The organism is Formosa algae, assembly GCF_001439665.1.
GTDB lineage: Bacteria > Bacteroidota > Bacteroidia > Flavobacteriales > Flavobacteriaceae > Formosa > Formosa algae.
Genome location: NZ_LMAK01000008.1, coordinates 25,252 through 38,333 on the forward strand (window position 1 = coordinate 25,252; position 13,082 = coordinate 38,333).

13 protein-coding genes are annotated in these 13,082 nt (G+C 33.3%); 10 read left to right on the top strand and 3 right to left on the bottom strand.

The window, feature by feature from the left end; all coding sequences use genetic code 11:
- Positions 1-245 precede the first annotated feature (245 nt).
- The 3 genes from AST99_RS02925 to xylE all read left to right on the top strand — a co-directional run bounded on the left by AST99_RS02925 (position 246) and on the right by xylE (position 4,581).
- Positions 246-1,730: a xylulokinase gene (locus tag AST99_RS02925; protein ID WP_057778972.1), complete on the top strand. Its 1,485-nt coding sequence runs from the start codon at positions 246-248 to the stop codon at positions 1,728-1,730.
- A gap of 3 nt (positions 1,731-1,733) precedes the next feature.
- Complete coding sequence (xylA, locus tag AST99_RS02930) at positions 1,734-3,059, top strand: xylose isomerase (protein ID WP_057778974.1); 1,326 nt, start codon at positions 1,734-1,736, stop codon at positions 3,057-3,059.
- Between the two features lie 103 nt (positions 3,060-3,162).
- The gene (xylE, locus tag AST99_RS02935; protein ID WP_057778976.1) at positions 3,163-4,581 is read left to right on the top strand and encodes a D-xylose transporter XylE; all 1,419 of its coding nucleotides are present in this window, start codon (positions 3,163-3,165) and stop codon (positions 4,579-4,581) included.
- 33 nt (positions 4,582-4,614) lie between these two features.
- Here xylE and AST99_RS02940 read toward each other — a convergent pair whose 3' ends face one another.
- On the bottom strand, positions 4,615-5,652 hold the full coding sequence (locus AST99_RS02940; protein ID WP_057778978.1) for a LacI family DNA-binding transcriptional regulator: 1,038 nt from the start codon (positions 5,650-5,652) through the stop codon (positions 4,615-4,617).
- Between the two features lie 489 nt (positions 5,653-6,141).
- Here AST99_RS02940 and AST99_RS02945 point away from each other — a divergent pair, with 489 nt between their 5' ends.
- Entirely contained in the window at positions 6,142-6,336 is a 195-nt protein-coding gene (locus AST99_RS02945; protein WP_057778980.1) for a PID-CTERM protein-sorting domain-containing protein, read from the top strand.
- A 2-nt stretch (positions 6,337-6,338) separates the two neighbouring features.
- On the opposite strand, the gene AST99_RS02950 is transcribed toward AST99_RS02945, so the two are convergent.
- Positions 6,339-6,932, bottom strand: a complete 594-nt coding sequence (locus AST99_RS02950) for a riboflavin synthase (RefSeq protein WP_057778982.1) — start codon at positions 6,930-6,932, stop codon at positions 6,339-6,341.
- Positions 6,933-6,997: 65 nt separating this feature from the next.
- Between AST99_RS02950 and pdxA the strand changes: the two genes are divergently transcribed.
- From pdxA to accC, 6 genes are all read left to right on the top strand, one after another.
- A complete protein-coding gene (pdxA, locus tag AST99_RS02955; RefSeq protein WP_057778984.1) occupies positions 6,998-8,020 on the top strand; it encodes a 4-hydroxythreonine-4-phosphate dehydrogenase PdxA in 1,023 nt (340 codons plus the stop codon).
- 97 nt (positions 8,021-8,117) lie between these two features.
- Positions 8,118-8,660 (top strand): YceD family protein, encoded by a 543-nt coding sequence (locus AST99_RS02960; protein ID WP_057778986.1) that lies wholly within the window; start codon positions 8,118-8,120, stop codon positions 8,658-8,660.
- A 7-nt stretch (positions 8,661-8,667) separates the two neighbouring features.
- Positions 8,668-8,871, top strand: a complete 204-nt coding sequence (gene rpmF, locus AST99_RS02965; protein ID WP_007647175.1) for a 50S ribosomal protein L32 — start codon at positions 8,668-8,670, stop codon at positions 8,869-8,871.
- 179 nt (positions 8,872-9,050) lie between these two features.
- Positions 9,051-10,046 carry a beta-ketoacyl-ACP synthase III gene (locus tag AST99_RS02970; RefSeq protein WP_057778989.1) on the top strand — a complete coding sequence of 332 codons (996 nt, stop codon included), beginning with the start codon at positions 9,051-9,053 and terminating at the stop codon, positions 10,044-10,046.
- A gap of 37 nt (positions 10,047-10,083) precedes the next feature.
- Positions 10,084-10,566: an acetyl-CoA carboxylase biotin carboxyl carrier protein gene (gene accB / locus AST99_RS02975; protein WP_057778990.1), complete on the top strand. Its 483-nt coding sequence runs from the start codon at positions 10,084-10,086 to the stop codon at positions 10,564-10,566.
- A gap of 79 nt (positions 10,567-10,645) precedes the next feature.
- Entirely contained in the window at positions 10,646-12,001 is a 1,356-nt protein-coding gene (gene accC / locus AST99_RS02980; protein WP_057778992.1) for an acetyl-CoA carboxylase biotin carboxylase subunit, read from the top strand.
- A 435-nt stretch (positions 12,002-12,436) separates the two neighbouring features.
- On the opposite strand, the gene AST99_RS02985 is transcribed toward accC, so the two are convergent.
- On the bottom strand, positions 12,437-13,045 hold the full coding sequence (locus AST99_RS02985) for a superoxide dismutase (protein ID WP_057778994.1): 609 nt from the start codon (positions 13,043-13,045) through the stop codon (positions 12,437-12,439).
- Between the last annotated feature and the right edge of the window lie 37 nt (positions 13,046-13,082).

Consider the following 13,082-nt stretch of genomic DNA (forward strand, 5'->3'; position numbering starts at 1 on the left):
GGCTTGTTTTGTTGATGTTTCAGCGGTTTTAAATTGTTTAATTTCTTTTTTTCTCAATTTTGAATATGATTAATTAGTGTGCTTGTTTTAAATATAATTTAATATTTAGCTTTAAAATTCATAATTTCACATATAAATGAATGTGTTGTTTAACTATCGTTAAAATTGGCGTTTAGCTTAGGCGTGAAACCTTCATTATATACAATGTGTATTAACGTTACTCAAAATTATATTTTTCATTAGAAATGTATCACTTAGGAATAGATTTAGGAAGTTCATCAGTTAAGGTTGCCTTGGTTGATGCTAAAAGCGGAAAAAAAATAGTATCACTTCACGAACCGCCAAACGAGATGGAGATTATTGCTGTTAATCCAGATTGGGCCGAACAAGATCCAAACATTTGGTGGACGCATGTTTGTAAAGCCATAAAACGCGTTACAAGTGAAGCTCAAGTAAATCTTTCTGAGATTAAAAATATCGGTATTTCTTATCAAATGCACGGTTTAGTTATTGTAGATAAAAAAGGCCAACCGTTAAGAAATTCTATTATTTGGTGCGATAGTCGTGCTGTAGAAATAGGTCGCACAGCTTTACAAGATTTAGGAAAAGATCTTTGTGGAACACATATGTTAAATGCACCTGGAAATTTTACAGCATCGAAATTAAAATGGGTGATAGATAATGAACCTGAAATTTATAAAAACACCTATAAATTTATGTTGCCTGGAGATTTTATAGCGTATAAATTAACGGGTAAGATGGTAACCACAAAAAATGGTTTGTCTGAAGGTGTTTTATGGAATTATAGTGAGGATGATGTGGCGACAGACTTATTAAAATACTATGGAATAGATAAAGATTTAGTGCCAGAGATTGTAGAAAATTTTACAAATCAAGGTGAGGTTAACACACAAGCTGCTAGTGAAACAGGGCTTTCAGAAGGCGTTCAAGTAACATATCGTTCCGGCGATCAGCCAAATAACGCCTTGTCTCTTAATATCTTTAATCCGGGCGAAGTGGCAGCAACAGGAGGAACATCGGGCGTAGTGTATGCCGTATCAAATAATTTAAAGCCACAAGAAATTTCAAAAGTTAATCATTTTGCACACGTAAATTATACTGCAACTAAACCCGTTATAGGAACACTTTTAAATATTAATGGTGCAGGAATTCAGTACCGTTGGTTGCGTAATAATTGTGGAAATGATTCCTATGAAGTGATGAATGACAAAGCTTCAAAAGTAGATGTAGGTTCCAATGGTGTGGTAATTATTCCGTTTGGTAACGGTGCCGAACGTATGTTAGAAAATAAAAATATAGGAACACATATTTTAAACCTAAACTTAAATCAACATAACAATGCGCATTTGTATCGCGCAGCTTTAGAAGGTATCGCATTTTCATTTGTGTATGGTGTAGAAATTCTTAGAAAAGATATCGGAGAGATTAAAGTAATTCGAGCAGGTAATGATAATCTATTTAGATCTGAAATTTTTTCGAATACAGTGGCCACTTTAATAAATCACGATATAGAAATTTATAATACAACTGGCGCTGTTGGTGCGGCTAGAGCTGCTGGTTTAACAGATGGCGATTTTAAAACATTTGGAGAGAACATTACTAAAAACGATCATGTAATGACTTATAGGCCGTTGCAAGATAAAGCACCGTTTGAAGCAGCATACAAACAATGGAAAACTGAATTAGAAATGATATTAAAACATAAATAAATTATGGCAACAATAGGAAATAAAGAGTATTACAAAGGTATTGGAGATATTAAATTTGAAGGAAAAGAGTCTGACAATCCTTTAGCATTTAAATATTATAACCCTGAACAAGTCGTTGCGGGAAAAACAATGCGTGAACACTTTAGATTTGCAATTGCGTACTGGCATACGTTCTGTGGTACAGGAGGAGATCCTTTTGGTCCTGGAACATTAAATTTCCCTTGGGATAAACCAACAGATGCTATTGAAGCAGCTAAAGAAAAGGCGGATGCTGCTTTTGAGTTTATAACTAAAATGGGTTTTGATTACTATTGCTTCCACGATGTGGATTTAGTGAGAGAAGGAGGATCTTTTGGCGAGTTAGAAAGTAGACTAGCAACTATAACGGATTATTTAAAAGAAAAGCAAGCCGCTTCTGGCGTGAAATTACTTTGGGGAACAGCGAATTGTTTTTCTAATCCGCGTTATATGAATGGAGCATCTACCAATCCTGATTTTAATGTATTGGCTAGAGCTGGCGGACAAATAAAATTAGCGATGGATGCTACTATTGCTTTAAATGGAGAAAACTATGTGTTTTGGGGTGGCCGTGAAGGTTATATGAGCTTATTAAATACAGATATGGGACGCGAATTAGACCATATGGGACAGTTTTTAGGTATGGCCAGAGATTATGCAAGATCTCAAGGGTTTAAAGGAAATTTTTTAATAGAGCCTAAACCTATGGAACCTATGAAGCATCAATACGATTTTGATAGTGCAACTGCCATTGGGTTCTTAAAAGAATACGGATTAGAAAAGGATTTTAAAATTAATATAGAAGTTAACCATGCAACTTTAGCACAACATACTTTTCAACACGAAATCGAAGTTGCAGCAAAGGCTGGTATGCTAGGAAGTTTAGATGCAAATCGCGGAGATTATCAAAATGGTTGGGATACAGATCAATTCCCAAATAACATTCAGGAAACTACTGAAGCCATGTTGGTGTTCTTAAAAGCAGGTGGTTTACAAGGAGGAGGAATTAATTTTGATGCTAAAATCAGAAGAAATTCAACAGATATGGAAGATGTCTTCCATGCACATATTGGAGGTGCAGATACCTTTGCAAGAGCGTTACTCACTGCAGATAAAATTATTTCGTCTTCAGCTTACGAAAAATTAAGAACTGAGCGTTACAGTTCATTCGATTCCGGAAAAGGAAAAGATTTTGAAAACGGGGCATTAAATTTTACAGATTTATATAAAATCGCGCAAGAAAATGGCGAATTACAGTTACAAAGCGGAAAACAAGAATTATTCGAAAATATAATTAACCAATATATTTAGTATATTCATTTCGGTTTTAATATTACAAAACTGTATCGTGTATTTAACCAGAATGACGATACAGTTTTTTTGCACATTCATTTAACAAACAAACTATAATATCATGTCAACTTCACACAATTCCGCCTTTTTATGGCGCTTAACCTTGGTTGCTACCTTAGGTGGCCTTCTCTTTGGGTACGATACAGCAGTAATTTCTGGTACCGTAAGTTCTTTAGAAAAGTTTTTTGTATTGCCCTTTGGGTTGTCTGAGATGGCGTCTAATGCACGTTTAGGATTTTTAGTATCTAGTGCATTAATTGGTTGTATAATAGGCGGAATTTCTGGAGGTTTTATTAGTCGGAAATTGGGTAGAAAAAACGGATTGATTTTAGCAGCAGTGTTATTTTTAATTTCAGCTATTGGATCTTCTGCTCCCGAGTTATTTGTAAAACCAATTGGGGAAGGCGATCATACCTTTATGTATTTTTTTATAGTATATCGTATTATTGGAGGTGTAGGAGTAGGATTAGCGTCTATGCTTTCTCCCCTTTATATAGCTGAAATTGCACCAGCAAATAGTAGAGGCCGTTTAGTGTCTATGAATCAATTCGCAATCGTATTCGGGATGCTAATTGTGTATTTTGTGAATTATTATATTTCAAGCTTAGGAAATGATACGTGGTTAAATACTATTGGTTGGCGTTGGATGTTTGCTTCAGAAATTATTCCTGCTAGTCTTTTTCTTTTCTTTTTAATGTTTGTTCCGGATACTCCAAGATCTTTAGTTTTACAATCTAAACCAGAAAAAGCATTACAGGTTTTAACTCGTGTAAATGGTTTTGAAGAAGCTAAAGTGATTTTAGCAGATATTAAAAATACAGTGACTGCAAATTCAGGAAAACTATTTTCCTATGGTATTCCTGTAATTATATTTGGTATTTTACTGTCTGTATTTCAGCAATTTGTCGGAATTAATGTTGTATTGTATTATGCACCTGAAATCTTTAAGAGTATGGGGTCTGGTACAGATACAGCATTGTTACAAACCATTATTGTTGGTGCTATAAATTTATTGTTTACTGTTCTGGCAATGCAAACTGTTGATAAATTTGGAAGAAAACCATTAATGATTATTGGAGCTTTAGCCATGGCTATAGCGATGTTTGCTCTTGGAACTTCATTTTTCATGCATTCTTTAGGTATGTTTTCTCTAATTTGTATGTTGGTTTATGTAGCCGGATTTGCAATGAGTTGGGGGCCTGTAACGTGGGTGCTTTTGTCGGAGATATTCCCTAATAATATTCGAGGTAAAGCCTTGGCTGTTGCTGTAGGTTGCCAATGGGTTGCTAACTATTTAGTGTCTTGGACATTCCCAATGATGGATAAAAATAGTTATTTAATAGAGCAATTTAATCATGGATTTGCCTATTGGATTTACGGTTTAATGGGCGTTTTAGCAGCCTTCTTTGTTTGGAAATTTATACCAGAAACGAAAGGGAAAACTTTAGAAGATATGAACGATTTGTGGACTAAAAAATAATAAACTTTTTATTACATATAAGTAAGCACAAAATCAATAGGTATGCACTAGAGGTTTTGTGCTTTTGCGTTCTACTAAGGTTGTTTTTATGGTTTTAGTTTCAAAGACACTTTCTGTATTAGGTGGTTGTTCTATTTTAGAAATTAAAATCTCTGTAGCCGTTTTGCCCATAAACACACTGTGTTGATTAATACAAGTAATAGATGGCTTAGTATACTTAAAAAAATCGCTATTAGTAAAACTAATAATCGAAATATCATCTGGAATAGTATAACCTCGGTCTTGTGCAATAACCATAGATTCTACTGCAGAAAATTCTTCTAGACCTATAATAGCATCAACCTTTTGGTAATCAAGCATTGTTTTAATTTCAGTTTCAAAATCGTAACCTGGCTTTATTAGGTTTATTATTTTCTCATTTATCGGGATGTTATAATTTTCTAAGGCTTTTAAATACCCGTCTATTCTTAATTTGATAATACCAACATTATCTAGTGTAGATACTACAGATATGTGCTTACATCCAGTTTTTATAAGGTGTTCTGTTGCTTTATAAGCACAATTAAAATCGTCTACAATAACCTTATCTGTATTTACTGAATCCGAAATACGGTCGAACATAACAATGGGTCCAGCATTGTCTATAAATTCTTCTAAATGTCCAAAATGTTGTTTAGCTTCAGTTTCTTCACTTAAAGAAATAAGTAAACCATCTATTAAGCCATTTTCCAGCATATGTATAGACGTGATTTCTTTCTCTAGCTTTCCGTGAGATACTATGGTAATCACATTGTAGCCTTTATCGTTTGCAATGTGTTCAATACCACTAAAAATTTTAACAAAAAACGGATTTAAAATAGAAGGCATTATAACACCTATTGTTTTTGTTTTTCTATTCAGTAAACTTAGTGCGATGCTATTTGGTCTGTAGTTATTGTTTTTAGCGTATTCCTGGATTTTATTTTTGGTGGCAACACTAATTTCATGACTATCCTTTAAGGCTTTTGAAACTGTTGCAATAGACACGTTAAAGACTTTTGCAATTTGTTTTAATGTCGTGCGTTTTTTCATAAAGGATTACCTGTAATTAGAATCTGAGTAGATAATATGCGTATAAAAATATGAATTTAGCTTAACTTTTTAAAGATTAACTGTTTCTAAATTATTTTATAATATATAAATAGGAGGGTATAGATAAGACGTTTTTCTTGTTCTTAATAAAAACGATATTGTTTCGTGTTTTTATATAGATTATTGAAATATATAATCATTGTTTTTTTGTAATTATATATTTCATCCTAGTGATGTAATACAGTTTAGTAACATCTATTCATAGAATTTTATCTTTTTCGGAATGTGTTTTAATACGCTTATTAGGGTTTCTATAGCGAATATCTGTATTTAAACCTGTAAATGTTTGAGAAATCAAGAAAAACGCTAAAATAGCGGAAGGAATATTTGTTAAAGTAAAAAAAAATATGCTAAATTTATCCCCGATTATAATACTTAGGTTAATAACTCGTTTTAAACCTAAATTTTATATAGCCTACAACTAATGTAATGAATCAGAAATTCAAACTTATTTTATTCGTGTTTTTAATGGTTGGGACTACGTGTTTCTCACAGTCAGATGTACCTCCAACACCCGCAGTACAAGGTGCTCCTCCACCTCCAGGAACTCCAATAGATGGAGGTATAACTATTTTGTTAGCTGCTGGAGCATATTATGGAATTAAAAAATCTATCAAAAGATAAGATTATTTAATATCAAATTCTAATAAGCGTTTAACGTATTTTCCTAAAACATCAAATTCTAAATTTACAGCATCTCCTACTTTAAAATACTTAAAGTTCGTGTGTTCATATGTAAAAGGAATAATGGCTACACTAAATTGATTTCGTTTAGAATCAACAACGGTTAAGCTAGTTCCATTTACTGTAATAGATCCTTTCTCAATAGTTATATTATTTAACTCTTTATCGTAGTCGAACGTAAATAGCCAACTACCAGAAGTTTCTTTAACAGCTATACATGTCGCTGTTTGGTCTACGTGTCCTTGTACAATATGTCCGTCAAGTCTATCTCCAAGTAGCATAGCGCGTTCTAAATTCACTAAATCATTTACTTTAAGTGTTCCTAAATTGGTTTTATTTAAAGTTTCTTGAATGGCAGTAACAGTGTATGTATTATCTTTAATACCAACAACTGTTAAGCATACGCCATTATGGGCTACGCTTTGGTCTATTTTTAATTCTGAAGCTAAATGGCTCTCTATGGTTACATGAAGATTATCTTGATCTGATTTAAGATTGGCAACACGACCTAAATTTTCTATTATTCCTGTAAACATATTAATTCATTTATTTGGTTAAATTTGTAGTGGTAAAATTACGAACAAAATAGTTATCAAGTTTAATGAAGAAAGAAGAAAATATTATAGTTGGAATTTCAATTGGAGACTTGAATGGTATTGGTGGAGAAATCGTCTTAAAGACTTTTGAAGACCCAAGAATTCTTGAATTTTGTACCCCAGTGATTTTCGCATCAGTTAAAGTGATGTCTTTTTTTAAGAATCATTTTAAAATGGACATAAACTTTAATGGCATCAATCATATCAATCAAGTTATAGTAGGTAAGATTAATGTTTTAAATGTTTGGAAAGAGAATGTATCTATTAATTTTGGTCAAGAAGATTTTAAAATAGGCGAGTACGCTATTAAATCTTTAGAAGCAGCAACCGCAGCCTTAAAAGATGGAACTGTAGACGTGTTAGTTACTGCACCTATTAATAAACATAATATACAGTCAGAGAAATTTAAATTTCCAGGTCACACAGATTATTTAGCGCAGCAATTAGAAGGAGAGAGTTTAATGTTTATGATTACCGATTTCTTAAAGGTAGGTTTGTTAACAGATCATGTACCTGTAAGTGAAATTGCTAAACACATTACTCCAGAATTAATTGAAAAGAAAATAGCAACGGTATATACATCGCTTCAAAAAGATTTTCAGATTTCTAAACCAAAAATCGCAGTTTTAGGTATTAATCCACATACTGGAGATAATGGTGTTATAGGAAATGAAGACGATGAGGTGTTGCGCCCAACTTTACAGAACATTAAAGAAACTGGTAAGTTAGTGTATGGACCATATGCTGCCGATAGTTTCTTTGGATCTAATAATTATAAGAATTTTGATGCAATAATAGCTTCTTACCACGATCAAGGTTTAATTCCGTTTAAAACATTATCTTTTGGGGAAGGTGTTAATTACACGGCAGGATTAAGTAAAGTAAGAACATCTCCAGACCATGGTACTGCTTTCGAGATTGCTGGAAAAGGTATTGCAAACGAAACATCTTTTAAAGAAGCCTTATTTGCAGGGATTCAGATTTTTAAACACCGTTTAGAGTATGATGCTCTTGTTAAAAGAGTATAAAATAGCGTTAAAAAAAGATATAAACAAAAAAATGTTTATAAGTAAGCTTGTGTAAAATAAAAATTCATATATTTGCAGGCTCAAATTAGATATGAAAATGAAGCTGTTGAAAGAATTTACAATTCAATTTATTGGATTAAAATTAGGCAAACATGAATTCGATTATCAAATTGGACAAGAGTTCTTTACACATTTTGAGTATGAAGATTTTAATGATGCAAACGTACAAGTGCATGTTGTTTTTGAAAAAAAGACAACGTTACTAGAGTTGCATTTTGAAATTTCGGGAACTGTAAACGTTTATTGTGATGTTACAAATGAACCTTACGATCAACCTATTCAAAATGAATTTGATTTGGTAGTGAATTTTGGTGACGATTATAATGACGATGAAATTGATTTGTTAATTATTCCTCATGGGGAGTATGAATTAAATATACAACAGTATATTTACGAATTAATTGTATTGGCAGTACCGACAAAGCGTGTACATCCAGGAGTTGAAGATGGAACGTTACAGTCTGAATTACTTGATAAGTTAGAAGAATTGAGTCCTAAGATTAAGGAAGAAAAAAAAGACCAAGAGGAGTCAGACCCTCGCTGGAATACATTAAAGAAACTATTAACGGATAATAAATAAATAGAAAATGGCACATCCTAAAAGAAAAATCTCGAAAACAAGAAGAGATAAAAGAAGAACACATTATAAAGCAACTGCGCCACAAATTGCTACGTGTCCAACAACAGGAGAAGCTCACCTATATCACAGAGCACACTGGCACGAAGGTAAATTATACTACAGAGGTCAAGTTTTAATTGATAACTCAGAAGTAGAAGAAAATTTAGCATAATTATTATGCATGCATATAAAAAAACGCTCCTTGTGAGCGTTTTTTTTGTCATATAGTTTACTATAAGTCAAAAACAATTTAATTTGCATCTAATTAAACTAAAAAATTAAGTAATTTGGCCATGAAATTTATGATTAAGGTCTAATTGTTTAATTTATTGGTTCAATAATTTATACTGTATGAGTAAAATAACAGCGGCTATAACAGCTGTCGGAGGATATGTTCCAGATTATGTTTTAACAAACAAGATGTTAGAGTCTATGGTTGAAACTAATGATGAATGGATCACTTTAAGAACAGGAATTAAAGAGCGTCGTATTCTAAAGGAAGAAGGTAAAGGAACCTCTTTTCTTGCTATTAAAGCTGCCGAAGATCTTATTAATAAATCTGGTGTAGACCCTAAGGACATAGATTTAGTTATCGTAGCCACAGCTACTCCTGATATGAAAGCAGCAGCTACAGCGTCGTTTACAGCTACAGCAATTGGAGCAGTAAATGCCTTTGCATACGATTTAGAGGCGGCATGCTCAAGCTTTTTATTTGGGATGTCTACAGCATCAAGTTATATTGAATGCGGACGTTATAAAAAAATATTATTAATCGGAGCAGACAAAAACTCTTCAATGATTAATTATAAAGACCGTGCAACATGTATTATATTTGGTGATGGTGCCGGTGCAGTCTTATTCGAACCTAATGAAGAAGGTTTAGGATTTCAAGACGAATATTTAAGAAGTGATGGTAACGGTAGAGATTTTCTACAAGCCACTTATGGCGGATCATCATTTCCTCTTACACCTGAAGCTTTAGCCGAAGGAAAGCATTACGTGTTTCAAGACGGAAAAACAGTATTTAAAAACGCTGTGTCTAATATGGCAGACGTTGCTGTTAGAATTTTAGAAAGAAATAATTTATCTAAAGACGAAATTTCTTGGTTAGTAGCCCACCAAGCAAATAAGCGTATTATAGATGCTACAGCTAATAGAATTGAACTAGATTCTGATAAAGTAATGATTAATATAGAGAAGTATGGAAACACAACTTCAGCTACATTACCATTATTACTTTTCGATTATGAAAAACAACTTAAAAAAGGCGATAAATTAGTTTTTGCAGCTTTTGGAGGTGGTTTTACATGGGGATCTATTTATTTAACATGGGCATACAATTCCTAATTCACTAATAATAACTTATTTTAAAATCTAATTTATTATGGATTTAAAAGACATTCAAAATTTAATCAAATTCGTTGCTAAATCAGGTGCAAGCGAGGTTAAATTAGAAACAGATGATGTAAAGATTACCATCAAAACAGGTGGTGACGATAAAGGAGAAACTACAACTTATGTACAACAAATACCCGTAGGTGCTCCTGTAGCACAAGCGCCAGTTGTACAACAACAGCCTGTAGCCGCAACTCCAGAAACGGCAGCTCCAGTTGCAGAAGATTCAAAATATATAACTATTAAGTCTCCAATTATTGGAACCTTATATAGAAAACCTTCTCCAGATAAACCCTTATTTGTAGAAGTAGGGCAAACTATAAGTGAAGGCGATGTACTTTGTATTATTGAAGCTATGAAACTTTTTAACGAAATAGAATCAGAAGTTTCTGGTAAAATTGTTAAAATACTTGTAGATGACGCGTCTCCAGTAGAATTCGATCAACCGTTATTTTTGGTAGATCCATCATAACAAATTTTGAAATTCCAAATCAAATCCCAAGACACTTGGAATTTGGAATTTGAGATTTTTAAATTATATATGTTATGTTATGTTTAAGAAGATACTAATAGCAAATAGAGGGGAAATAGCACTACGTGTTATTAGAACCTGTAAAGAGATGGGAATTAAAACGGTTGCAGTATATTCTACAGCCGATGCAGAAAGCTTGCACGTAAAATTTGCAGACGAAGCCGTTTGTATTGGACCTGCACCAAGTAGCGAATCCTATTTAAAAATGTCTAATATCATTGCTGCTGCAGAAATTACTAATGCAGATGCTATTCATCCAGGATATGGTTTCCTTTCAGAAAACGCTAAGTTTTCTAAAATTTGTGAGGAACACGATATTAAGTTTATTGGTGCATCTGCAGAGATGATCTCTAAAATGGGAGATAAAGCAACTGCTAAAGAAACCATGAAAGCTGCAGGAGTACCTTGTGTACCCGGTAGTGATGGTATTATACCAGATTTCGAAACTTGCAAAATAATAGCTTTAGAAACAGGTTATCCTGTTATGCTAAAAGCTACAGCTGGAGGTGGTGGAAAAGGTATGCGTGCAATCTGGAAAGAAGCAGACTTAAAAGACGCGTGGGATTCTGCACGTCAAGAAGCTAAGGCTGCCTTTGGAAACGATGGTATGTATATGGAGAAACTTATTGAAGAACCTAGACATATTGAAATTCAAATTGTTGGTGATTCTACAGGAAGAGCCTGCCATTTGTCTGAACGTGATTGTTCTGTACAACGTCGTCACCAAAAGTTAACTGAAGAAGTGCCTTCGCCATTTATGACGAAGAAATTACGCGATGCCATGGGTAAAGCTGCTGTTCGTGCAGCAGAATATATAAAGTATGAAGGTGTTGGTACTATCGAATTTTTGGTAGATAAACATCGCGATTTTTACTTTATGGAAATGAATACGCGTATTCAAGTTGAGCATCCTATTACAGAACAAGTTATTGACTTCGATTTAGTTCGTGAGCAAATTCTTGTTGCAGCAGGACAGCCAATTACTGGGAAAAATTACACACCAAACTTACATGCTATCGAGTGCCGTATTAATGCAGAAGATCCTTATAACGGATTTCGCCCTTCACCGGGACGTATTACTACCTTACATGCACCAGGCGGACATGGAGTACGTTTAGATACACATGTGTATGCGGGTTATAGTATTCCGCCAAATTACGACTCTATGATTGCAAAGTTAATTACAACAGCGCAAACACGTGAAGAAGCCATTAGTAAGATGAAACGTGCTTTAGACGAGTTCGTCATAGAGGGTATAAAAACGACTATACCTTTTCATAGACAATTAATGGAACATCCAGATTATGTTGCTGGAAATTATACTACAAAATTTATGGAAGATTTTGTTATGGAAAAACCTTCTGAAGAAGAATAAATAAAAAAAACTCCGAATTATATAATTCGGAGTTTTTTTTGATTTTTATTTAAGCTGTTTAATTAAAAGAACGAGATGCATAAGAGCTTAATATATCGCTGTTTTTCTATAAAACTTTCCATTTGTTAAAAGCACAATAGTTGGTAAACAAATGCCATTTTTACTACATTTTTGGGTAATTAAAAAGTCAATATCATAATAATATGGTAGTTTAACCTCGTTTTATTCCGTTTAACTAATATTTTTTTTTGAATATGCTAATTGCGTATATATTTGCTTCACCATAACATAAGTAGGTTAAGTTCATGGTAGATTTGGGGCAAAAAGGTGAACTTAACAGGTTCGCCTTTTTCATTTCTAATAGTTCCCCCAAAAAAAAAATCGGACTATAACTGTATAGCCCGATTTCAATTTTAATATAAAAAGTTTTTCTTCTTATTTTGCTTCAGCATAACGACGCTCTACTTCATTCCAGTTAATAACATTAAAGAATGCATTAATGTACTCTGGTCTTTTGTTTTGGTAGTTTAAATAATAAGCGTGTTCCCAAACGTCTATTCCTAAAATAGGAGTTCCTTCACAAGCAACACCAGGCATTAATGGATTGTCTTGGTTTGGTGTAGAACATACAGAAACTTTACCTCCTTTATGTACACATAACCAAGCCCAACCAGAACCAAATTGTGTTGCAGCAGCATTACTAAATGCTTCTTTAAATGCATCTACAGATTCGAAAGCATCTTCGATAGCTGTTTTTAATTCACCAGATAAACGTCCTTTACCTTCAGGATTCATTATTTCCCAAAATAAAGAGTGGTTGTAAAATCCACCACCGTTATTTCTAACTGCTCCATTGCTCATATCTAGACCTGTAAGAATTTCTTCAATAGTTTTTCCTTCTAAGTCAGTACCTTCAATAGCGCCGTTTAATTTAGTAGTATATCCTTGGTGATGTTTTGTATGGTGTATTTCCATTGTACGAGCATCAATATTTGGTTCTAATGCATCGTAAGCATATTGTAATTTCGGTAATTCGAAAGCCATATTATTATAGTTTTTTATGATTAATAAAAATTCTTTC